This window comes from Paraburkholderia diazotrophica, assembly GCF_900108945.1.
In the GTDB taxonomy this organism is placed as follows: domain Bacteria; phylum Pseudomonadota; class Gammaproteobacteria; order Burkholderiales; family Burkholderiaceae; genus Paraburkholderia; species Paraburkholderia diazotrophica.
Window position 1 is genome coordinate 79,232 of record NZ_FNYE01000017.1, and the last position, 22,434, is coordinate 101,665.

Genomic DNA, 22,434 nt, shown 5'->3' on the forward strand with positions numbered 1-22,434 from the left:
AATGCGCGCGCGTTTGCATGGACTCGCTCGGTGGATAGCGGCATGTTGCATCGTGGCGCTCGCAAGCGGCTGTACAGTGGGTCCGGATTTCAAGCCGCCTTCCGCCGATGCCCCCGCGACGTGGCACGACATGCAGCGCACGGCGACTCAACAAATGAACGACAGCCACGCGCCCGCCTCCGTTCCGACCATCGACTCGGACCCCGATCCCCGCTGGTGGCGCAGCTTCGACGATCCCACGCTCGAAAGCCTGATCGCGCGCGCGGTGCAGGGCAACCTCGAATTGCAGCAGGCGGTGTGGCGCATCGTCGAAGCGCGCACGCAGGTACAGGGCACGGCTGCGCAGGGACTGCCCAACATCAGCGCCACGGCGAGCTATAAGCGCGAGCAGCTCGGCGCAAAAGGCCTGTTCGAATCGCAAGGCATCTATGACGATGTGAACCGGCTCGGCGAGCCCAATTCGCCCATCGATCAGATCGCACCAGGCGCGGGGCCCAAAGTGCAGCAAGCGGCGACGAATGCGCTCAACCGGTTCACGGAGCCCATCAACCTGTGGCAGGTGGGCTTCGACGCGTCGTGGGAACTGGATCTGTTCGGTCGTGTGCGGCGCTCCGTCGAATCGGCCACGGCGCAAGTGAAAGGGGCAGAGGAAAGCCGCAACGATGCGCTGATCTCACTCGAAGCGGAGGTCGCCCAGACGTACATCCAGTTGCGCGGCGCACAGGCGCTGCACACGCTCACGTCGAGTCTCGTCGACGAGCAGAGCACGATCGTCGATTTGACGAGGAGCCAGGCTCGCGTGGGGCTCGCGAGCGAGCTTGACGTGAAGAGCGCGAGCGCGCAACTCGCGCAGACACGCGCGCTGCTGCCGCAATACGATCAGCAGGCCGAGCAGGCGATGAACGGCCTCGCGTATCTGATTGGCGAGACACCGGGCGCACTCGACGCCGAGCTTGCCGCACCATCCGCGATTCCGCCCGGCCCGCCGACGATTCCCGTCGGCGTTCCGTCGACGCTCGCGCGCCGGCGGCCCGACATACGCCGCGCGGAAGCGAGCCTGCATGCCGCAACGGCCAATGTCGGCGTCGCCGTGGCTCAGTTCTTCCCGGACATTTCGCTGACGGGGCAGATTGGCACGCGTGCGACCAATGCGCGTGACCTCGCGCGCTGGTCGCATCTGTTCTGGTCGGTCGGTCCCGCGATTTCGCTGCCCGTCTTTCAGGGCGGCGCGCTCGTGTCGAATCTGCATCTGTCGAAAGCCGAACAGCAGGTCGCCGCGCTCGATTACCGCAAGGCGGTTTTGGGCGCGCTGCGCGATGTCGATAACGCGCTCACCGTCTATCGAACCGACCAGTCGCATCGCGACGCGCTGGCCGACGAGGCGGCCGCGCAGCAGAGTGCGTTCGACCTCGCGCGCGACAGCTATCGGAAGGGGCTTGTCAGCTTTATCAACGTGCTCGATGCCGAGCGCCAGCTTTCGCAGGCCCGCCAGCAACATGCACAGGCGACGATGCAGGTGTCCACCGATCTCGTCGCACTGTACAAGGCGCTTGGCGGCGGCTGGCAGGAGGATGCCGTCCGCGATCTGCAGCCTCGCTGACGCAGCGCATCGTTGTTCTGTTACGCCCGACGCGATGGAACGCGCGCCGCTTTGCGCGCGATGCAGTTCACGTCACTCACTCACGTCACTCTTCGTCCTCGGGCACGACCTGGCCTGGCTCCAGATCCTGAATCTCCACCAGTTCACCGTCGATGACCATTTCCGCCCCTGGCTCGACCGTCTCGCCCAATACCGGGTCGCCGTCCACGATCAGGCGGATGGGCGTGTCCCCCTCATTGGTCACTCTCACTTTCATCGCAGTGCTCCTTGACGTCATTAAAGTCCGATGATCAACCGGCCCCTGCACGTACCTGCAAGAACGCGGCCCGCTCCTTGCGGCGGATACATCGCCGCAAGGAGCCCATGTGTGCACCATCCGCGACGGGCGAACGCTGGAATAAGCGTTGCTACACCGACTATATACGGATGGGCGCACGTCGTCAGGCGCCATACCGTTCGCAAAGGAGCTTCGGATATGAAACTCGTCGCGCGTCGTCTTTCTGCCGCGCTCGCGGCGGCCACATTTGCATTCGGCGCAGTTGGCTGCAAAAAGGTCGACGATAAAAACGCCAATAGCGGCTCGAACAGCATGGGCTCCGGCAGCAGCGGCGTGATGAGCAACACGGCAGGCATGAGCGGCACGCCTGGGCAAAGCGCGGCAGCCAAAGGCGCCAGCGGCAACGCGTCCGCAGCGAGCATGCCGTCCCCATCGAGCGAGGCGCCCGTCGCCAGCAGACCTTCGGCGGGCGCAAGTACCGTGCCTTCCGGGGCCAGCCAATAGACCACCGGACATACACCACCGGGACGCAATCCGATTGGAGAACCGAGATGCCGATAATCGCCCGAGTCATCGAAACCTTGTCGGAAGCCAATGCGGCGCGCGACGCCGTATTGCGCTGCGGCGTGCCGCCCGAATGCGTATCGCTATGGTCGCAAGCCGACGAAGCAGGCGGCGTGCGCGGCAACTTCCTGACGGGCGACTGCGAAACGGGACGCTCGGAACCGGACGAATACGACCGCAAATTCAAAGACGTCGATACGGGCGCAAGGTTCACGCTCAGCGTGAGCGCGAGCGACGAGCAGATGCCTTCAGTGGAGGCCGCGCTTGCAGCGAGCAAGCGTGACGGCCAATGACGAACTACGATTCATTCGCGCCGCTCGTCGCTTGGCGGTCACTTCGCCGTCACTTCGCGGTCATTTCGTCCCGCGATCGAGCGTGGCGCTGCCGTCCCTGGCGGGCTTGCTGCCCGCCGCTTCCAGCCTTTTCATCAGCACCTCCTTTCGCGTGGCGATTTCCTCGCCGAGCGTCACGAGATCGACACCGCTCCTGAGCAACTCCGGAAAAAGAACGGATTCCTCTTCCTCGATGTGATGACGCACGATTCCCGACAACACTTCGAATGTCGCATCGAAACCGCGGTCGCCGGGTTTCAGCGATTCGAATCTGGCGATCAGCGTCTTCATCACGAAGTGCTCGACGTAGGCTTCGTCCACGTCGATTTCCTCTGAATGCTCCAGCGCCTTGTATGCGGCGGGATAAAGAATCTCCTCCTCGATCAGCGTGTGAACGGTCAACTCTTCGCATGCGCGCTGCACGAGCGCGCGCTTTGCTTCGTGATCGGTGTCTGCTGTTCTATGGAATGCGTCGAAGAGTTGCTCCGCAACGCGATGATCTGACTTCAGCACTTCGATCGCGTCGTGCGCCGCGTTTTCCACGGCGGCCTCGGCTGCGAGTTCCTTGTTTGCGTCTTCGCTCATGATCGCCTCCTGGAAAGTTTCGCTAATAAATGAACACGGCTTCGACCGGATTCAGCAAGCACCATTCCGGGCGTCGTCGCCGTGATGCTTGCCCATAGGTGCGCGGGTACGGTGATTGCACGGCAGAGAAAGGTCAAGAACCACGCATCGACTGTAGAGGTAGCTCATGAAACAAGGCTCCGACCGTTCACGCGTACAGGATACACATCACAAGAAAAACCCACCGGCCGACACGGTGCAACAGGCAAAGGACGATGAGGAAAGCAGAAAACATCCCGCATCGGAAAACAGGCTCGAATCGACGCAGGACAAGAACCCTGTGCCGGAGGAATCGAAACGCTAAGCGGCGGCGATGGCCGGCATGCGGTTCACTGCTTGCTCCGTCTCCAATGAAGTTAACCAGTCATCGGCCAGACGGGTCGATCACAACTCAGGGAGGAAATAGATGAAGCTCAAATTCGCGATCATTTGCACGAGCCTCTACGCGGGCGCGCTCGCTGTTTCGCCGCTAGCCGCGGCGCAAACGGAAGCCGCCTCGACGACGTCGGCCAATCCGCTGGCACAGGCCGACAGGGACTTCGTGCAGGCGGCGTCGATGTCGTCATCGACGGAAATCGATGCGGCCAAACTGGCCACCAAGCATTCGCAGGACAAGGATGTGAAATCGTTCGCGCATCATATGATGCTCGATCACACGAAGCTGACCGTTCAACTGAAAATGGCCGCGCCTCACGGCGTGACCGTACCGAAGGACAACTCCGACACGGAACTGATCGGCTCGCTGAGCAAACTCAATAACAAGGCATTCGATAAGGAATACATCACGAAGGTCGGCCTCGAAGGCCACAAGGAAGCCGTCGCGGCGTTCGAGAAAGAGATCGCGAACGGCCAGGACGCGAAGCTGAAGAAAGCGGCGCAAGACGCCTTGCCGACCATCCAGAAGCACTACCAGATGGCGCAGGACCTCGCGGCCAAGAAGGGGGTTTCAGAATAGCGACCGCAGCGTCAATAACGTAACAGCCGCAACAACAGGCTGGCATCGCGTATGCAACTTCTCGTAGATCGCGGCAGGCAACACGGTCCGCGCTGCGTTGATAACCAGGGAGAAAGCTCATGTCACAGCATCCGGCTCGTTCACAGGATCAACGTCATCCGGGACAACCCAACCCTATCGATATCCAGAAGGCGCTCTCCGGCGTCGACTATCCGACCACGCGCGAGAAGCTGGTCGAACGGGCTCGCCATAATCACGCGAACACGGACATCGTGGATCTGATCGACAAGCTTCCCGATCACAACTACGACAGTCCGGCTGCCGTGTCGAAAGAAATTTCGCGCATCCAGTGATGCAAGCCAGCGCTGCTAATGATGCGCAACGGCGTGCGGGCTCGCGGATCAGCGTCGTCGTATTGACGCACAACCGGGCCTCACGCCTTCTCGATACATTGCGGCGTCTGCGCGCGCTGCCCGAGCGTCCCCCCATCGTCGTCGCCGACAATGCATCCACCGACGAAACAGTGTTGATGGCCGGCCTCACCTACCCCGACGTGCACATCGTCCAATGCGAAAGCAACATGGGCGCGGCGGGCCGCAACTGTGCGATCGAATGGGTCGATACCGAGTACGTCGCGTTCTGCGACGACGACACATGGTGGGAGCCGGGCTCGCTCGAACAGGCCGTGCAGTTGCTCGACGCGCACCCTGAAATCGGCGTACTCAACGCGCGGATCGAAGTCGGCGAGCCGGGCGAAACAGACGAGACGTGTCTGTTGATGCAGCACAGCCCGCTCGATTCGGGCACGCTGCCCGGCCCGTCGCTCATCGGCTACATGGCGGGCGCCTGCGTATTCCGGACGGCCGTGTTCCGCGAGGCAGGCGGCTACGATGCGCGCCTTTTCATTGGCGGCGAAGAAGAACTCGTCGCACTCGACGTGCTCGCGAATGGACACGCGATCGTCTATCGCGACGCGCTGATGGTCAGGCATGACCCGTCGCCGGCACGCGACAGCACATTGCGCCGGCGCACGCTCGCGCGCAACGCGGCGTGGATCGGATGGATGCGTCTTCCTGTTGCAGAGGCATTGACGCGGACGCTGCGCGCATTCTCGACCTTCAGGCGCGAACGCACGCTATGGCACGACGGCTGCGCGATGCTGCGCGGCTTGCGCTGGGCGCTGCGCGAACGCAAGCGCCTGCCCGATCGCGTGCTTGCGATGCGCCGCGTGGTCCAGCGTCATGAACGCGATCTGCAATCGATGCCGCAGCCGGCCCAGACCGTGAACGCCGATCAATCGCGCACGACACAATACGAAGAGACAACCGGGCGATAGATTCTCCATGTCTTATGACGCAAGCGGCTCGCCTTGCCTGTCCGCAACATTGCGGATCGCGGCGATCAACGCGGGCGCCGCGATGGGCGTGGTCAGATGCGCGTCGAAGCCGGCTTTGGCCGCGCGGTCGCCATCTTCAGCTTGCGTGTAGCCCGTCAGCGCAATCGCGGGCAGACGTCGTCGGGAACGCATCTCATGCTGCGTTTCAAAGGCTCTGACGCGTTCGAGCACCTGGTAGCCATCTTCTGCGCCCAGCACGATATCGCACAGCAGGACATCCGGCCATTCTTGCGCCGGCGTGCTGGCGAGCAGGGCCAGCGCCTCGTCGCCGGACGACGCGAGTTGCACGCGCGCGCCGCTCGCGCTCAGCACGGCTTCGAGCGCATCGCGCGCGTCTTCCTGATCGTCGATGGCGAGCACGCACACGTCTTTCAGCGGCATCGGCATGTCGAGCATCGAACCGTCGTTGACGGAAGGCGACGCTTCGCGCGGCAAAGCCGCCCCATCGTCGTCGAGAATGGGCCGCAACGGCAAGACCATCACATAGGCGATGCGGTTGTCGATGGGCATTACGGTGAGTCTGCCGCCGAGCGCGGTCAGCTTCGCTTCCATCGTTCGCGCGGCTTCCTGCGAGAGCTGAACGGAGCCCTCGCGCGTACCCGTCACGCTGATCCACGCATGATTCTGACGACGCTCGACGCGCAATTCGACACGCCCCCCGATGCGCGTCTGCTCGATTTCGGTCTGGCACAGCATGCCGATCGCCTGTTGCAGCTCGACGGGATCGCCCGTGACCCGCAGCTCTTCCGGCGGCACGATCATCCGCCACGTGATGCGCCGTTGAGCGATGACGGCTTGCAGCGGCGCCATCGCATCGGAGATCACCACATCGAGGCGCAGCGATTGCGCCGATACCTTGCGCTGCAGATGCTCCAGTTCGCCCTGCTGCCATTGAAGCGCCCACATCTTCGCGTAGACGGCGTTGCGCGACAGCAGCTCGCCGTGCGTGCCCTGCTCGACGATGCGCCCATGCTCCATCACGAGTATCCAGTCCGCGTCGACGACGGTCGACAGACGATGCGCGATCGAGATCGACGTGCGCCCTTGCGCGAGCCGGTTCAGCTCGCTCTGGATCGCGCGCTCGGAGCGGGTATCGAGCGCCGATGTCGCCTCGTCGAACACGATGATGCGCGGATTCTTGAGAATCGCGCGCGCAATCGCAATGCGCTGCCGCTCCCCGCCCGATAACCGCACGCCGCGTTCGCCGACTCGCGTGTCGTAGTGATCGGGCAGGCGCTCGATGAATTCGTCGAGCTGCGCCGCTCTTGCTGCGCGCACCACGTCGGCACGCGACGCGCCCTGTTTGCCATACGCGATGTTGTAAGCGATCGTGTCGTTGAACAGCACCGTGTCTTGCGGCACGATTCCGATCGCTTCGCGCAGGCTCTTCTGCGCCACGACTTGCAGATCCTGGCCATCGATCAGCACGCGGCCCGACGTCGGCTGATAGATGCGGAACAGCAGCTTGATCAGCGTCGATTTGCCCGAACCGCTGCCGCCGACGACGGCAAGACGATGCCCGGGATGAACGCGGAACGTCACGTCGCGCAACACCTGGCGCGCGGGATCGTAGCCGAAGTTCACATGCTCGAACGCGATTGCGCCGTCCGTAATCGCGAGCGGACGCGCGTTCGGCAGATCGACGTCCTCACCCGGCACACCGCGCGCGACGAGAATGGCAAACATGCGCTCGACGTTGGCCTTCGCGTCGTTGGTCTCGCGAAACACGAAGCCGAGCGTATTGAGCGGCATGCACACCTGGATGATGTATGCGTTGATCAGCACGAGATCGCCGACGCTCATCGCGCCCGTCATCACGTGCTGCACGGCGAGCAGCAGAACGGCCGCAATGCCCATCGCGATCACGGCGCTCTGTCCGACGTGCAGTGTCGTGAGCGCGCGCTGGTTCGCGACGCGCGCGTCGACCCATTGCGCGAGCACCGCGCTCAGACGGCGCGTTTCCGTCTCTTCCGTCGCGAAGAACCGGACCGTATCGTAGTTCAGCAGACTGTCGACGAGCCGCCCGTCCGACTGCGCTTCGATCTCGTTGACGCGGCGCTGCACGACGAGACGCCGCTGCGTAAAGATGTACGTGTAGACCGCATAGCCCGCAAAAGTTGCCGCAATGATGATCGTGAAAGTCCACGAGTAGTTGCGCATCACGATCGCGACGATCGTGCCGATCTCGATGAAGGTCGGCACGATCGAAAAGAGCGCCGTCCCGAGCAGAAAGCCGATCCCGTCTGTGCCCTTCTGCACGTCGCGCACGACGCCGCCCGTCTCGCGCTGCGCGTGAAAGCGAGCGCCGAGCCGATGCAGATGCGCGAAGGTCCGCTCGGCAAAATCCGCAACCGTGCGCTGGGTGACGGCGCTGAACACCACGTCGCGCGCCTCGTTCAGCGCATCGCCGAAAAAGCGCAGCAGCGCATACGCGAGCACCAGAAACACGGGGAATACAACGGGCGATTCCGGGTGGCTCAATTCGTCGACGATATGTTTGAGCGTCAGCGGAACCGCGACGGCGGAGAGCTTCGCGAAGATCATCAGCGCCAACGACGCGGCCGTGACCGCCCGGTAGCGGAGCACGGCACGCAGCAGGTCGCCGACGATCAGTCCTCGGATGCGCGAAAGAGATTGGTTTGTTTGGGTCGTATCCATCGTCCTGTGCCGTTAGCATGCCGTGCGCCCGGCGCCGCCCCCCGACGTCCTCCCACTTGCGAAGCGCTTTTTACACGACGCTTGTAATTCGGGGCACGCCACAGCGCTTCGAGCGATGCGCGCCCAACGAAATAACCATCCGCATTGCACACAACGATGGAAATGCCCGTTCTCACCGAGCGGCACATCGCATGCTGAACGAAGGTACGCACTGCTCAACTGCGATTGCGAAGAAGCAGCGCCATTCCGATCAACCGCCCTATGTTCATCAGCACACGGGCCATGAAGGAACCAAAAGGGATCACGATGAAGATTGCCATCATCAGCGAACACGCGTCTCCCCTTGCCGTTGCGGGTGGCGTCGACAGCGGCGGACAAAACATCTATGTCGCGAATGTCGCAAGACAGCTGCAGCGCAGCGGCCATCAGGTCGACGTCTTCACACGGCGCGACCGTGCGTTGCTACCGTCCATCTCGAACATGGAAGGAATCCGCGTGATCCATGTGCCGGCGGGCCCGCCGCTGCAACTGCCGAAGGAGCAGTTGCTGCCGTACATGGGCGAGTTCGCCGATTTCCTGATCGGCTTCTTTCGCTGCGAGAAAACGTCGTATCACGTGATACACGCGAACTTCTTCATGTCCGGGCTGGCCGGCCTCAAAGTCAAGCGTGCGCTCGGCGTGCCGCTCGTCACGACGTTCCATGCGCTCGGACGCGTGCGCCGGCTTCATCAGGGCACCGACGACGGCTTTCCCGACGAGCGCTTTGCGATCGAGGACGAACTCGTCCGCCGTTCGGACGCGATCATTGCCGAGTGTCCGCAAGACGAAGCCGATCTGGTCGATCTGTATCACGCGGATTCCGAACGCATCGACATCGTGCCGTGCGGCTTCGACGCCGACGAGTTTCATCCGATGAACCGCGACGCCGCGCGCGATGCACTAGGCTGGCCGCGCGACAGGTTCATCGTGCTGCAGCTCGGGCGCATCGTGCAGCGCAAGGGCATCGACAACGTGATTCGCGGCGTCGGCGCGCTCAAGATGCAACACGGCATCGATGCGCGGCTTTACATCGTCGGCGGCAATTCCGACGTGCCGAATGAAATCGCCACGCCCGAAATTGCACGGCTGCGCGGCATCGCGACCCACGAACAGATTGCAAACGAAACGACTTTCGTCGGCCGTCGCGGACGGCGGCGTCTGCGCATGTTCTATAGCGCGGCCAACGTGTTCGTGACGACGCCGTGGTACGAGCCGTTCGGCATCACGCCCGTCGAAGCGATGGCATGCGGCACGCCCGTGATCGGCGCGGACGTCGGCGGCATCCGCTATTCGGTGAAGCACGGCGAGACGGGCTGGCTCGTGCCGCCGCGCGACCCGGCCGCGCTCGCGATGAAGCTGGCCGTGCTGCAACGCGATCCCGAACTCGCGCGCCGGATGGGCGAAGCAGGGCTCGCCCGCGCGCAAGCGGAGTTCACCTGGAGCGGCGTGGCCGAATCGTTGACGGACATTTACCGCCGCGTTGCCGACATGAACACGCTCTTTGCCAGCAACGAATCGGGAGAGGCACTGCGCTCGGCAGCGGGAGGCGCGGCTGGATAGCGACGCTCATCGTCGCCCGTCGTCCGCTCATGGTTCGCACGTCGAGTCACATCCGATATCCGATCCCTCAGAGATTGCAATGCTTACGCCCTCTCTCACGCCGTCCGTCACGCCGTCTGTCGATCCGCATCAGCCGGCCGTCTTTATCGACAAGGACGGCACGCTGCTCGAGGACGTACCGTACAACGTCGATCCGCAGCACATGCGTTTCGCGCCCGGCGCATGCGAAGCGTTGCGCGCGCTCGCGTGCTGTCCATTCAAGCTGATCGTCATCAGCAACCAGAGCGGGGTTGCGCTGGGGCGCTTCGATATCACCGCGCTGGATGCCGTCGAAGCGAAGCTGCGCGACATGTTCGCGTCGTGCGGCGCGACGCTCGACGGCGTGTACTGGTGTCCGCATCATCCCGAAGGCAGCGTGCCGACCTACGCGCACTCATGCGACTGCCGCAAGCCCGCTCCGGGCATGCTGTTGCGGGCGGCCCGCGAGCACGGCGTCGATCTCGGCATGTCGTGGTTCGTCGGCGACATCTTGGATGACGTCGAGGCGGGCAACCTCGCGGGCTGCAAGACGATACTGCTCGACAACGGTCACGAGACGGTATGGCGCCGCACGCAAGCGCGCATCCCGACCGCGTATGCGCGCGACCTCCATCGCGCGGCGCTGATGATCCTGCAGTACCACGAAAAGTGCAGCGCGGGCACACCCCATCTGTCGGGCCAGGCGGCATGATGAAGAGTCTCGCGCTGCTTCCACCGCCCAGCGCGGCGCATGCAAGCGTCGCGGCATCGCGCGCGCTCGCGCCGTGGGGCGACGACGTCAAGCGCATCCTCTGCGTGCGCACGGACAATCTCGGCGACGTGCTGATGACGACGCCCGCCTTTCACGCGTTGCGCGCCGCGTGCCCCGGGCGTCACCTGACAATGCTGGCGTCGGCGGCCGGCGCGGCCCTTGCGCCCTTCCTGCCCGATATCGACGAGGTGATCCACTATGAAGCGCCGTGGTCGCGCTCACGCCCGCCGCGCTCGCATCCCGCCGATCTGGCCATACGCGCGTTGCTCGAAGAAGGGCGTTTCGATGCCGCCGTGATCTTCACCGTCTACAGCCAGAACCCGTTGCCCGCCGCGACGATGTGCTATCTCGCGGGCATTCGGCACCGGCTCGCGCGTTGCCGCGAGAACCCGTATGCGCTGCTCGACGACTGGGTGCGCGAGACGGAGCCCGAGCAAGGCACGCAGCACGAAGTCGAACGGCAACTGACGCTCGTGCAGGCCGTCGGAGCGAGCACGAACGACACGCGCATGCGCATGCGCCTGCGCGAGCTCGATCGCAGGACGCTGGCCGCGACGCTCGCCCGGCGACATATCGATGCCGACGTTCCCTTCATCGTCATTCATCCCGGTGCGAGCGCCGAGTCGCGCCGCTATCCCGCTGAGCGCTTCGGCGCGGCCGCCGCGCAGTTCGTTCGCGCAACGGGGATGAACGTGCTGGTCACGGGCTGCGCAAGCGAAGCGTCACTGGTACGCGCGGTGATCGATGCAGCAGGCCCGTCCGCGTGGCCGTTCATGCACGATCTGACGGATGCGTTCGACCTCGGCGCGTTCGCTGCGCTGATCGAGAGAGCGGCGGTCGTGGTGTCGAACAACAGCGGGCCCGTTCATATCGCTTGCGCGCTCGGCACGCCCGTCGTCGATCTGTATGCGTTGACGAATCCGCAGCATGGCCCGTGGCAAACACCGCATCGCGTGCTGTTCAACGATGTCGAATGCCGCTGGTGCTACCGCAGTGTCTGTCCACAGGGACATCACGCGTGCCTGCGCGGCATCCCGCCCGCCGAGGTCGCAAAGGCCGCGCTCGATCTGCTCGACGAAACGAGCCCGCCCTCGTCGGGCGCGCAACTCGCATCCACTGCAATCGCAACTCAAACGGGGTGACGTTCATGTACACACTGGGAATCAATGCCGTCTATCACGACAGCGCCGCCGTGCTGGTGCGCGATGGCGTCGTGCTGGCCGCCGCCGAGGACGAGCGGTTCACGCACGTCAAGCACGCGAAGCGGCCTGTGCCATTCTCGACGTGGCAACTGCCGTTCGATGCAATCGACTACTGCCTGGGCGCAGCGGACATCACGTTGAAGGACGTCGACCACGTCGCGTACTCCTACGATCCCGCGCTGTTCGCGGGCATGCCCAAGGAACCGCAAGCGACGATCGAACTTCCGTTCGAACCCGCGCAATCCAGGACCGCGAACCCGTCGGAGTCGCCGTGGGACCCGCTTTTTCTGAGCTATATCGCGAATGCGAAAAGGCAACTGCTGGACGGCGCGCCACATCATCTGTCGAAGCGATTCAAGGGCGTCGATCGCAACGACTGTTTCGAGTGGCACTTCGTCGATCACCATCTCGCGCATGAAGCAAGCGCCTTTCTCGCGAGTCCCTTCGACGATACCGCCGTGCTCACGATGGACGGCCGCGGCGAAGGCGTGACGACGAGCATGGGGCAGTTCATCAGCGGCAGGTACACGCGGCTGCGTCAGGTCGAGTTGCCGCATTCGCTGGGGCTGCTCTACGAAGCCGTGACGGCATGGCTCGGCTTTCTTCACTCGTCCGACGAGTACAAGGTGATGGCGCTCGCATCGTATGGCAAGCCCGTCTATGTCGATCAGTTCCGCGCGATCGTCAAGGTGAGACAGGACGGCACGTACACCGTCGATGCACCGCGTCTCGTCGAGCGCTTCGGCGCACCTCGCGAACGGGGCGGCCCGCTCGAGCAGCGTCACTTCGACATCGCGCGTTCGCTGCAATGCGTGCTGGAGGAAACGGTATTGCATCTCGCGCGCTGGCTGCATCGGCAGACGGGTTTGTCGCGGCTGTGCATGGCGGGCGGCGTCGCGCTCAACTGCGTGATGAACTCGAAGGTTCGCGACCAGGGACCATTCGGCGAAGTGTGGGTTCAGCCCGCCGCCGGCGATGCGGGCACCGCGCTCGGCGCCGCGCTATGGACCGACTATCGCGAGCGCGGCGACAACACGCGCCACTGGATCATGGACCACGCGTACCTCGGTCCCGACTACGCGGACGATGAAATCGAGCGCTTCCTGAAGTGGTCGAAGATACCTTATCGCCGCGCGAAAGATGTCGTGAACGAAGCCGCCGACATGCTCGCCGGCAACAAGGTGATCGGCTGGTATCAGGGGCGCACGGAGTTTGGACCGCGCGCGCTGGGCGCCCGCTCGATACTCGCGTCGCCGATCGATGCGGGCATGCAGGCAAGGCTCAACGAGATCAAGGACCGCGAAGATTTCCGGCCCGTCGCGCCTGTCGTGATGGAAGAGCATGCGGCGCAATGGTTCGTCGGCGGGCAGCGCGCGCCCTTCATGCTGTTCGTGTTCGACGTTCGCGAGGAACAGGCGTCGCGCATTCCGGCCGTGCGGCATGTCGATGGCACGGCACGCGTGCAGACGGTGAACCGCGCGCAGCACGCGCTCTATTACGATCTGCTCGACGCGTTCCGGCAGCGCACAGGCGTGCCCGTGCTGGTCAATACGTCGTTCAATACGCGCGGCGAACCGATGGTCAATTCGCCGCGCGATGCCGTCGAATCGTTCTGGACGTCCCCGCTCGACGCCCTCGTGATCGGACCGTTCATCATCGAAAAGGCGGGCTCGGCGCGCTCGGGCGCAACGCATGCGGAGTCGGCGGCATGAATGCGCGCAGCTTCGATACTTCCGGTCATGGCTCCGCGCGGCATGACGCCGGGGCGGGCGCGGCGGGCGCCGATTGCGCGCAATGCGACATCTCCGTGGTCGTGCCCACGTACGGACGGCCTGCGCTGCTCGAAGTGTGTCTGCGCGCGTTGGCCATGCAGGACTTCGACGCGCGTCGCTATGAAATCATCGTGTGCGACGACGGCCCCGACGACGCGACGCAATTGACGGTGCAGCGTTTCGCGGACCAGGTGTCGGCGCGCGGGCTCACCGTCCGCTACCTGCCCGTGCGGGCGACGCAAGGGCCAGCCGGGGCACGCAATGCAGGCTGGCGCGCGGCCCGCTCGCCGCTGATCGCCTTCACCGACGACGATACGATTCCCGACCCGCACTGGCTCACGGCAGGCGCCGCCGCGCTTGCGACGGGCGCCGATGCTGCATCGGGCACGATCGCCGTGCCGCTGCCCGACAAGCCCAGCGATTACGAACTCGATGCGAGCGGCCTCTCGCGCGCCGAGTTCGCCACCGCCAACGCGTTCGTGCGCCGTTCGCGGCTCGCCGCGATGGGCGGCTTCGACGAACGGTTCACATCGGCATGGCGCGAGGACTCCGACTTGCAGTTCGCGGTGCTGCAAGCGGGCGGCCGCATCGTGCGTGCGTACGATGCCGTCGTCGTGCATCCCGTGCGCCCCGCGCGCTGGGGCGTGAGCCTCGCGCAGCAGAAGAAGAGCGAGTTCGAAGCGCTGCTGTTTCGCAAGCATCCCGCTTTGTACCGGCAGCGGATCGGCGCGGGGCCGCCGCACCTCTATTACGCGATCGTCGCGAGCATGCTGTGCGCGTGCTTCGCGGCGCTCACGGGGCACGGACTGCTCGCCGCAGCCGCGCTGACCTTATGGGCGCTGCTGACCGCGAGCTTCTGCGTCGCGCGTCTGCGCCGCACACGGCACGACCTGCCGCATATCGCCGAAATGGCATGGACGTCGATGCTCATTCCGTTTCTTTCGATCTACTGGCGCCTGCGCGGCGCGATCCGTTACAAGGTGTTCTTCCTGTGAATTCCTTCATCGATCGACTCGCCCCGCAACGCATCGTGATTTTTCGCGCGCTCCAGCTCGGCGACATGCTATGCAGCGTTCCCGCGTTGCGCGCGCTGAGGCGCACGGCCCCGCATGCGCATATCGCGCTGATCGGCCTGCCGTGGGCTCAGGCGTTCGTCGACCGATACCCTGCGCTGATCGACGAACTGATCGTCTTTCCCGGCGCAACCGGCTTTCCCGAACAGCGCGAAGACGATAGCGCGCTGCCCGCGTTCATCGATGCGATGCGGCAGCGCGCGTTCGATCTCGCGATCCAGCTGCACGGCAGCGGCGGCATTACGAACGATATCGTGTGCCGCTTCGGCGCGCGCGCGTATGCAGGCTTCGTGCAGCCCGGCGAGATTGCGCACTCGGGCTGCTTCATCGAATGGCCGGACATGCTGCCGGAGCCGCATCGCTATCTCGCGTTGACGAATGCAATGGGCGCGCCGCGCGAAAGCGATGCGCTCTCGTTCGATCTGACCGCGCAGGACGAAGCCGATTATGTGTCGCTCGCGGCCGCGCACGGCATCGAAGCGCATCGGCTCGTGCTGATTCACCCAGGCGCGCAATTGCCGTCGCGCCGCTGGCCTGCCGCGCGCTTCGCGCAAGTCGCCGATGCGCTCGCCGCCGACGGCTGGCAGATCGGCGTGACGGGCACGGCCGCAGAGGCGGAGTTGACGGCCACCGTGCTCGGCCTGATGGCCGCGCCCGCGCTGCATCTGGCGGGCTCGACGTCGCTCGGCTCGCTGGCGGCGCTCGTCGATCGCGCGCGGCTCGTCGTCTGCAACGACACGGGCATGTCGCACATCGCGGCCGCGATGCGCACGCCGAGTGTCGTCGTCGCGTCGGGCAGCGACACGCGCCGCTGGGCGCCGCTCGATCGCGAGCGGCATCGCGTGCTCGCGGACTATCCGCACTGCCGTCCGTGCGCGTATCGCGTGTGTCCTTATGGGCACGAATGCGCGTTGAACATCGCCGTGCCGGATGTCGTGCAGGCCGCGCGCGACATGCTCGCGCTCGATCGCAATGCGAATCCGGCCGCGCCCTGCACGTTGCACGCGGCCCGCGCTTCTGATGTGTCTGCTCATGAGGAGGTGCGCCATGTTGCATAGCTGTCGCCGGCTGCGCGTGCTGACCTGGCATGTGCACGGCAACTACCTGTACTACCTGAGCCAGGCGCCGCACGAGTTCTATCTCGTCACCAGGCCCGGCAATCCGCCCGGTTATGCGGGCACGAACGGCACGCTGCCGTGGGGCAATAACGTGCATGAGGTGAGCATCGACGAAGTGGCGTCGAACGAATTCGACGTCGTGCTATATCAGCATCGCCAGCATTGGGACCATGATCGCGAGCATGTGCTTTCCGATGCGCAGCGCCGCTTGCCGCGCATCTATGTCGAGCACGATCCGCCGATGGAGAACCCCTATCAGCAATGGCATTGGGTCGACGATCCCGACACGCTGCTCGTGCATGTCACGCACTTCAACGAGCTGATGTGGGATTGCGGCGTGACGCCGACGCGCGTCATCGAGCATGGCGTGGTCGTGCCCGAAGGCGTTCGGTATAGCGGCGAGCGCGACTGCGGCATCGTCGTCGTCAATCATCTTGCGCAGCGCGGACGGCGCCTCGGCTGCGATGTATTCACGCAACTGCGTTCGCGTGTGCCGCTCGATCTTGTCGGCATGGAGGCACAAAGCTGCGGCGGCATCGGCGAGATCGCGAATCTCGAGCTTGCCGCGTTCATCGCGCGCTACCGCTTCTTTTTCAATCCGATCCGCTGGACGAGCCTCGGCCTCGCGATCGTCGAGGCGATGACGATCGGCATGCCGATTGTCGGTCTTGCGACGACGGAGTTGTCGACGGTGATCCGCAACGGCGAAAACGGCTTCGTCGACACCAGCACGGACGCGCTCGCCGATGCGATGCACGCGCTGATACGCGATCCGGCGCTCGCGCGCTCGCTGGGCGACAACGCGCGGCGCACCGCGCTCGAACGTTTTCATATCGACCGTTTCGTGCAGGACTGGCACGACACGCTAACGCAGGTCACGGCCTGATCCGGAGCACGACGATGAAAGACATATCGCGCAAACGCATTCTCGTGACGGGCGGCGCCGGGTTTCTCGGCTCGCATCTGTGTGAGCGGCTCGTCGCGCAAGGCCACGACGTGCTGTGCGTCGACAACTTCTATACGGGCACGAAGGACAACATCGCGCATCTGCTCGACTGCGCGAATTTCGAACTGATGCGTCACGACGTGACATTTCCCCTATACGTGGAAGTCGACGAAATCTATAACCTCGCGTGCCCCGCGTCACCCATTCACTATCAGCACGATCCCGTGCAGACGACCAAGACCAGCGTGCACGGTGCAATCAATATGCTGGGGCTCGCGAAGCGCGTGAAGGCGAAGATCTTCCAGGCGTCGACGAGCGAGGTCTATGGCGATGCGCGCGTGCATCCGCAAAAGGAGGACTACTGGGGCCACGTGAATCCCATCGGCCCGCGTTCGTGCTACGACGAAGGCAAGCGCTGCGCGGAAACGCTCTTCGTGGATTACCGGCGCCAGCATGGGCTCGATATCCGCATCGCGCGCATCTTCAATACGTATGGACCGCGGATGCATCCCGCCGACGGACGCGTGGTGTCGAACTTCGTGATCCAGGCGCTGAGCGGCGAACCGCTGACCGTCTATGGCGACGGCTCGCAGACGCGCTCGTTCTGTTTCGTCGACGATATGATCGATGCGTTCATCCGGCTGATGAATCTGGACGAAGATCCCAACGGCCCCGTCAATCTGGGGAATCCGCATGAGGTGTCGATGCTTGCGATCGCGCAACGCATCGTCGAGATGACGGGCTCGTCTTCGGTCATCGAGTTTCGCCCGCTGCCTGTAGACGATCCGTGGCATCGGCAACCGGATATAGGTCGTGCAAGACAGTTGCTGGCGTGGGAGCCGCATACGTCGCTGGATGACGGGCTCGACGCGACGATCCGCTATTTTTCGGCGCTGCTACGCGCGACGCCGCGCACACGTGACGTTGTGCACGATGCCGGAACGACGGCGTCGATGGTGCAGCCGTAACGTTCGCGCGTTCAATGCCCGTCGGCGGGTCGGCTGCTCCACTCTCTTTGCAGCGTGGCGGCGAGAATCATGTCGAGCGCGTTCAACGGCTTCGCGCCTGCGCGAACGAGCGGCCGGAATACGGGGTCGCCGCGCCGCACGGGTGCGCCCGTCAGCCCGCAGACGCCGGACGTGCGCGCAAAGCCCGCCCGCCACATCTGATCCTGATACCGGCCGAACGTCGAGTCGCTCCACGAGACGAGTATCGTCGACGTGGTCTGCCGCTCGATGCGATCGATCGACGCCGCGTTCGCAACGGGGGCCCGCGCCGGACGACAGAGTTCGCGCGACTCCCGCATATCGGGAGCCTGTCCGCGCAACCAGCCGACGATCTGAGACCACGGATCACTGCCGTTCATATTCGACCTCCTTCGCTGATGCGCACGCGCGGCGTTACGCTTCGTCAGCGCCATCCGCCGGCGCGAGCGCGACGACGTTTTCGATGCCTTGCCGCGCCATCTTCGTGTACGGGCAAAAGCGTTCCGTGTCGCGCACCAGTTGCTCTGCCAGAGCGCGCTCGACACCCGGCAAGCGAATGCGCGTATGCGCGGCCAGCCGGAACAGGCCATCGACAGGGTCGCGGCCGAATTCGACTTTGACCTCCACCGATGCATCGGCAGTCCGAACGCCTGCCCGCGTTGCAAGCAGGCTCAGCGCGCCGTGAAAGCAGGCCGCGTATGCAGCCGCGAACAACTGCTCGGGATTCGCGCCGCCGCCGGGTCCGCCAAGCGCTTCGGGCAAGCGCAACTCGATCGCGACATTGCCGTCGTCGGAACGCACGATGCCCGACGCGCGCCCATGACACGCATCGCCGCCCGTCACGCAGACCCTCGCCGAGTACAGCGTTCGAGCGTCTTTACCGCTGTACGTGTCGAGCAGCGTCAACGGCGGTGGGCGTAATGCGGTCACGGCGCGTCATCCGTTGAAGCTGTGACTGCCGCCTGTCGCAACGGCCTTGCTGCCGATGAATTCCGTGCTGCCCGTCACTACGATCTTCATTCACTTTCCCTGTGAGCTTGTGCGCGGCCACGAGGCCGCTCCTGTGCACGAAGCGCGCATTGCGTGCGGTCCGTACGTGGTTCATCGTAGGCTCACGCGCCGCCGGGCAGAAGAGCCGCAGAAGGACCCATTGTGTTGCGTCACGGGCATCAATCGAAATGTCGAGGAGCATTGAAGAAGATCGACGTCGGGCGCGTCGTCAATCGACGGCGGATTCGACTTCGGGCAGCTCGTGCGTCGTGGTCAGATACTGCAGATCGAGTGCCCTCGTGTGCTCCGTCATGTAGTCGACGAACACGCGGATTCTCGCGGGAAGATGCTTGCGGCTCAGATAGCAGATGTAGTGGCCGCCATCGTCGGGCGCGTATTGCTGCAGACAGCAGAGCAGCCGGCCCTGCTTGAGCAGATCGCACACCTGGTACGCCGGCAGTTGCGCGATGCCCTCGCCGTCGAGCACGGCCTGCAAGATCAGATCGCCGTCGTTGAACGTGTGCTGCGCGGCCGGCTGGCGCCGCTGCGGCAGGCCATCCACCTTGAATTCCCATTCCCTGATGCGGCCCGACGTCATGCGAAAGTTGATGCAGTCATGAGCGGCCAGTTCGCCGACATCGCGCGGCAAGCCGTAGATCTGCGCATACGCGGGCGAAGCGCAGACGATCATCTGCATCGGTATCAGCTGGCGCGCGACGATCTCGCTGTCCTCCATGCGTCCGTCGCGGAACGCTACGTCGATGCGGTCGGCCGTGAAGTCAGTGGGACGGTCGTTCAGCAGCAGTTCCAGCGCGATGTCGGGATAGCGCGCGCGAAAGCCGCGCAACAACGGCGCGACGACCTTGCGGCCGAAGCCCGGTGTCGAGCAGACGCGCAGTCGGCCGCGCGGCGGACCGTTGCGCAGCTCGCGCATGTCTTCCAGCGCCTGCGCGATGCGCTCGACGCCCGGTTGACACTTCTCGTAGAACAGTTCGCCCTCGCGCGTCAGCGACGTACTGCGCGTCGTGCGAAAAAAGAGCCGCGCATCGAGCTGGGCCTCGAGCTTCTGCACGTTGCGGCTGACGGAAGAGCGGCCGATGCCGAGGCGATCGCCCGCGCGGGCAAAGCTGCCTTCGTTGGCAACGGCCAGAAAAGAAACGACGCCGGCGTAACTGGTCGCAAAGCTGCTGGCGATCGGATCGTCGGCGTTCGGGGCCGAACTGCGTGGTGGGTAGTCTGACATGGCGCGCATAGTCGGTGGGTCGATATCCGACTAGACGTATGAGCGCCCCCGCTTGTGACACCGCTCGCGACATTTCGCGCAGATTTTTTATCGACCCGGCTCGCCGTCTGCCGCCGCGCTCACTTTTCGGGCACGAGAATGGGCGCGCCCTTGTCCTTCAGGAACACCACGAGGAACTTCGCCGGTTGCGTCTGGCTTGCATTGCGCCCGACCGTGTGCACATCGTTCGGGCCTTCGTAAAAGCTCTGCCCGGGCTTGAGCGTGACTTCCTTTCCGCCCTTCACCTGCATCACGATCGACCCTTCCAGCACGTAGATGAACCCATGCGCGTAATGCCGATGGACGGGATCGACGGAGCCGGGCGGATATTCGACCGTGATCATCAGCGCTTCCTTGCCCGGATAGTCATCGAGCGGCTGCGTCATAACGGGTGTGACGATCGCCTCGGGCGCCGCGGCGCGGGCCGCCTGCCCCATCAATGCGCCCGTGACGACGAGCAAGGACATGACGGACTTCTTCGAGCGAAACATGGTGCGCTCCTCAAAGAGGCGGCCCACGCGCGCGGGCCGAAGATAGCGAAACCGACAGCGCGCCTCAGGCGAGGTTGGCCTTGTCGAGGCCGTATGCCTTGTCCTGTGAACCGGGCACCGTCCTGAACGCGATGTTCGCACGGTTCCATCCGTTGATGGCCATCACTTCGTACGTGAGGTCCGACAGTTCCTTTTCGGAGAACTGGCCGCGCACGCGCTCATAGATATCGTCGTCAACGCCATGCTCGGGCAGCTTCGTCAGCACTTCCACCCACGCGAGCGCGGCACGTTCGCGCGCCGAAAAGAGCGTGGACTCGCGCCACGTCGGAAGATGATGGATGCGCAGCTCGCGCTCGCCGTGAATGCGCGCTTCCTTCACGTGCATGTCGAGGCAGAACGCACATCCGTTGATCTGCGACGCGCGGATCGAAATCAGGTCGCGGATCGTCTCTTCGATCGCGCTGTCCTTCAACAGCATCGTGAATTCGAGGTGCTTCTTGAACAGTTCCGGCGATTGCTGAACATAGTTGATGCGCTGGGTCATGATGTCTCCTGGCGACGATGAGAGAAACACCCGCACTTCCAGGGTGCCATGAACGGCGATGAGCCGCATGAAGTCATGGTAGGTGTGCGGGGCGCGCGGCGCTAGACATGGGATCGGGCTCACGCTGTTGCCCATGAAGCACCAATCGGCGCATCGGTCATCTGGTACTCGCCATTCTGGTACTCGCCGCGCGTGCGCGCAGGATCGACGGGCGCTCAGGGATTGCCGTGCGCGGCGACGATGCGCGCGAGCTTGTCGGGATTGCGCTGGACGTGGATGTTGACGATGCGTTGGCCGTCCGTCTCGAACGTCTGCGCCGATTCGAGCTGGCCTTCGAAATAGCGCAGCAGCGCCCACTCGCCGTTGAGCATCACGAGCTTCACGCGAAGCTCGCTCTTGTAACGCAGCGACGACGCGTAGAAAAGCTGCGCGATGCGCCGGCCGCCCAGCATCGGACGCGGGAAGCTCTGCACCTTGCCGCCGCCGTCGCCGATCAGCGTCGCGTCTTCGGCAAGCAGCGCGTTGATCGACGCGAAGTCGCCGCCTTCGAGCGCCTGCGCGAACGTCTTCAGCAGCCGGCGCTGCGTCTCGCGCGGCACGGCCTGGCGCGGGCGCGCCTCGCGCAGTTGCACCTTGGCGCGGCTCACCAGTTGACGGCACGCCGCTTCCGTCTTGCCGATGATATCGGCGATGTCGACATAGTCCGCGTCGAAGACCTCGCGCAGCAGGAACGCCGCGCGTGCTTCCGGCGTCAGCCGTTCGAGCAGCATCAGAAAGGCCACGGAGACATCGTCGGCGCGCTCGGTCATCTCCTCGGGTGTCGCCGGCGGCTCTGTCAGCAGCGGCTCGGGCAGCCAGATGCCCGTGTAGTGTTCGCGCTGGATTTTCGCCGCGCGCAGACGGTCGATCGACATTCTCGTCGTGACCGCGACGAGCCAGGCTTCCGCATTGTCGATGCCCTCGCGGGCCGCCGAATGCCAGCGCAGCCACACGTCCTGCACGATATCCTCGGCTTCGGCCACGGACCCGAGCATTCGATACGCAATCTTCTGCAAACGCGGGCGAAGCTGGTTAAAGGCATGCGCGTCGTCGTCCATCACGGTTTCCTCTCTTGCACCGAAAAGCCCAAATGCCGCACGAACATCGTGCCGGCAGTCAGATATTGCCATGGGAACTATTACGAATTGAACGGCGCGAATCAGGCGGTCGCCTGGACAACGCGGCAAGGCCGTGCC

23 protein-coding genes are annotated in these 22,434 nt (G+C 64.3%); 14 read left to right on the forward strand and 9 right to left on the reverse strand.

The genetic code is table 11. From position 1 onward, the window contains the following. The first annotated feature begins 1 nt into the window (after position 1). A complete protein-coding gene (locus BMW76_RS21595; protein WP_090868752.1) occupies positions 2–1,600 on the forward strand; it encodes an efflux transporter outer membrane subunit in 1,599 nt (532 codons plus the stop codon). 85 nt (positions 1,601–1,685) lie between these two features. Here the strand turns inward: BMW76_RS21595 and BMW76_RS41210 are convergent, their stop codons facing one another. Beyond that, positions 1,686–1,856, reverse strand: coding sequence for a hypothetical protein (locus BMW76_RS41210; RefSeq protein WP_177200442.1), 171 nt, complete (start codon positions 1,854–1,856; stop codon positions 1,686–1,688). 219 nt (positions 1,857–2,075) lie between these two features. On the opposite strand from BMW76_RS41210, the gene BMW76_RS21600 reads away from it, so the two are divergent. Continuing rightward, positions 2,076–2,381 carry a hypothetical protein gene (locus BMW76_RS21600; RefSeq protein ID WP_090868753.1) on the forward strand — a complete coding sequence of 102 codons (306 nt, stop codon included), beginning with the start codon at positions 2,076–2,078 and terminating at the stop codon, positions 2,379–2,381. A gap of 47 nt (positions 2,382–2,428) precedes the next feature. Then, entirely contained in the window at positions 2,429–2,734 is a 306-nt protein-coding gene (locus BMW76_RS21605) for a hypothetical protein (protein ID WP_090868755.1), read from the forward strand. Between the two features lie 60 nt (positions 2,735–2,794). Here BMW76_RS21605 and BMW76_RS21610 read toward each other — a convergent pair whose 3' ends face one another. Further along, on the reverse strand, positions 2,795–3,358 hold the full coding sequence (locus BMW76_RS21610; RefSeq protein WP_090868757.1) for a hemerythrin domain-containing protein: 564 nt from the start codon (positions 3,356–3,358) through the stop codon (positions 2,795–2,797). A 445-nt stretch (positions 3,359–3,803) separates the two neighbouring features. Between BMW76_RS21610 and BMW76_RS21615 the strand changes: the two genes are divergently transcribed. From BMW76_RS21615 to BMW76_RS21625, 3 genes are all read left to right on the forward strand, one after another. Beyond that, a complete protein-coding gene (locus BMW76_RS21615) occupies positions 3,804–4,352 on the forward strand; it encodes a DUF4142 domain-containing protein (protein ID WP_090868759.1) in 549 nt (182 codons plus the stop codon). Between the two features lie 119 nt (positions 4,353–4,471). Beyond that, positions 4,472–4,705 carry a DUF2795 domain-containing protein gene (locus tag BMW76_RS21620; RefSeq protein ID WP_090868762.1) on the forward strand — a complete coding sequence of 78 codons (234 nt, stop codon included), beginning with the start codon at positions 4,472–4,474 and terminating at the stop codon, positions 4,703–4,705. Further along, positions 4,705–5,688, forward strand: a complete 984-nt coding sequence (locus BMW76_RS21625; protein WP_090868765.1) for a glycosyltransferase family 2 protein — start codon at positions 4,705–4,707, stop codon at positions 5,686–5,688. Before BMW76_RS21620 ends, BMW76_RS21625 begins: the two co-directional genes overlap by 1 nt. Before the next feature lie 12 nt (positions 5,689–5,700). Here BMW76_RS21625 and BMW76_RS21630 read toward each other — a convergent pair whose 3' ends face one another. After that, entirely contained in the window at positions 5,701–8,406 is a 2,706-nt protein-coding gene (locus tag BMW76_RS21630) for an ATP-binding cassette domain-containing protein (RefSeq protein WP_090868767.1), read from the reverse strand. Positions 8,407–8,712: 306 nt separating this feature from the next. On the opposite strand from BMW76_RS21630, the gene BMW76_RS21635 reads away from it, so the two are divergent. From BMW76_RS21635 to BMW76_RS21670, 8 genes are all read left to right on the forward strand, one after another. Further along, on the forward strand, positions 8,713–10,005 hold the full coding sequence (locus tag BMW76_RS21635; RefSeq protein ID WP_090868875.1) for a glycosyltransferase family 4 protein: 1,293 nt from the start codon (positions 8,713–8,715) through the stop codon (positions 10,003–10,005). Positions 10,006–10,084: 79 nt separating this feature from the next. After that, positions 10,085–10,735: a D-glycero-alpha-D-manno-heptose-1,7-bisphosphate 7-phosphatase gene (locus tag BMW76_RS21640; RefSeq protein ID WP_090868769.1), complete on the forward strand. Its 651-nt coding sequence runs from the start codon at positions 10,085–10,087 to the stop codon at positions 10,733–10,735. Then, positions 10,735–11,937 carry a glycosyltransferase family 9 protein gene (locus tag BMW76_RS21645; RefSeq protein ID WP_090868771.1) on the forward strand — a complete coding sequence of 401 codons (1,203 nt, stop codon included), beginning with the start codon at positions 10,735–10,737 and terminating at the stop codon, positions 11,935–11,937. The genes BMW76_RS21640 and BMW76_RS21645 overlap by 1 nt, the downstream gene beginning before the upstream one ends. Before the next feature lie 5 nt (positions 11,938–11,942). Further along, positions 11,943–13,709 carry a carbamoyltransferase family protein gene (locus tag BMW76_RS21650; protein WP_090868877.1) on the forward strand — a complete coding sequence of 589 codons (1,767 nt, stop codon included), beginning with the start codon at positions 11,943–11,945 and terminating at the stop codon, positions 13,707–13,709. Continuing rightward, positions 13,706–14,764 (forward strand): glycosyltransferase family 2 protein, encoded by a 1,059-nt coding sequence (locus BMW76_RS21655; RefSeq protein ID WP_090868773.1) that lies wholly within the window; start codon positions 13,706–13,708, stop codon positions 14,762–14,764. The genes BMW76_RS21650 and BMW76_RS21655 overlap by 4 nt, the downstream gene beginning before the upstream one ends. Continuing rightward, complete coding sequence (locus BMW76_RS21660) at positions 14,761–15,900, forward strand: glycosyltransferase family 9 protein (protein WP_407669000.1); 1,140 nt, start codon at positions 14,761–14,763, stop codon at positions 15,898–15,900. The genes BMW76_RS21655 and BMW76_RS21660 overlap by 4 nt, the downstream gene beginning before the upstream one ends. Further along, complete coding sequence (locus BMW76_RS21665; protein ID WP_090868777.1) at positions 15,890–16,846, forward strand: glycosyltransferase family 4 protein; 957 nt, start codon at positions 15,890–15,892, stop codon at positions 16,844–16,846. The genes BMW76_RS21660 and BMW76_RS21665 overlap by 11 nt, the downstream gene beginning before the upstream one ends. Positions 16,847–16,860: 14 nt before the next feature. Further along, positions 16,861–17,874 carry a UDP-glucuronic acid decarboxylase family protein gene (locus BMW76_RS21670; RefSeq protein ID WP_090868779.1) on the forward strand — a complete coding sequence of 338 codons (1,014 nt, stop codon included), beginning with the start codon at positions 16,861–16,863 and terminating at the stop codon, positions 17,872–17,874. Between the two features lie 11 nt (positions 17,875–17,885). Here the strand turns inward: BMW76_RS21670 and BMW76_RS21675 are convergent, their stop codons facing one another. The 6 genes from BMW76_RS21675 to BMW76_RS21700 form a co-directional block, all read right to left on the reverse strand. Next, entirely contained in the window at positions 17,886–18,272 is a 387-nt protein-coding gene (locus tag BMW76_RS21675; protein WP_090868879.1) for a DUF3331 domain-containing protein, read from the reverse strand. 34 nt (positions 18,273–18,306) lie between these two features. Beyond that, positions 18,307–18,822 carry an Ohr family peroxiredoxin gene (locus tag BMW76_RS21680; RefSeq protein WP_090868781.1) on the reverse strand — a complete coding sequence of 172 codons (516 nt, stop codon included), beginning with the start codon at positions 18,820–18,822 and terminating at the stop codon, positions 18,307–18,309. A 289-nt stretch (positions 18,823–19,111) separates the two neighbouring features. Next, positions 19,112–20,125 (reverse strand): LysR family transcriptional regulator, encoded by a 1,014-nt coding sequence (locus BMW76_RS21685; protein ID WP_090868880.1) that lies wholly within the window; start codon positions 20,123–20,125, stop codon positions 19,112–19,114. A gap of 119 nt (positions 20,126–20,244) precedes the next feature. Beyond that, positions 20,245–20,655, reverse strand: a complete 411-nt coding sequence (locus BMW76_RS21690; protein WP_090868783.1) for a cupin domain-containing protein — start codon at positions 20,653–20,655, stop codon at positions 20,245–20,247. Between the two features lie 64 nt (positions 20,656–20,719). Then, positions 20,720–21,199: a carboxymuconolactone decarboxylase family protein gene (locus BMW76_RS21695; RefSeq protein WP_090868785.1), complete on the reverse strand. Its 480-nt coding sequence runs from the start codon at positions 21,197–21,199 to the stop codon at positions 20,720–20,722. 215 nt (positions 21,200–21,414) lie between these two features. Beyond that, the gene (locus BMW76_RS21700; RefSeq protein WP_090868787.1) at positions 21,415–22,296 is read right to left on the reverse strand and encodes an RNA polymerase sigma-70 factor; all 882 of its coding nucleotides are present in this window, start codon (positions 22,294–22,296) and stop codon (positions 21,415–21,417) included. Positions 22,297–22,434 lie beyond the last annotated feature (138 nt).